Genomic DNA, 255 nt, shown 5'->3' on the forward strand with positions numbered 1-255 from the left:
CGGATCCGCACGGCACCCATAAAGTGTGTTTGGATGCTATTTTCGAATCCGTTAAACGACTCAAACCAAACGATTTCATGAACGATTGCTGGGTCTGGTTATACAGAGGAGCTTGGCAGGAATGGGGAATCGACGAGATTGAGATGGCCGTGCCGATGAGCCCGGATCAGGTATTGGAAAAAAGACAGGGAATATTCAAGCACCAATCCCAAAAGGATGGTGTGGTGTTTCAAGGATCGGATGCTAGGGAATTCT

General features: G+C 47.8%; 1 pseudogene. It reads left to right on the forward strand.

The window, feature by feature from the left end:
• Window positions 1–255, forward strand: a pseudogene (locus DOS84_RS18905) (glucosamine-6-phosphate deaminase); the annotation flags it as partial.

This window comes from Flavobacterium aquariorum, from assembly GCF_003254745.1.
GTDB lineage: Bacteria > Bacteroidota > Bacteroidia > Flavobacteriales > Flavobacteriaceae > Flavobacterium > Flavobacterium aquariorum.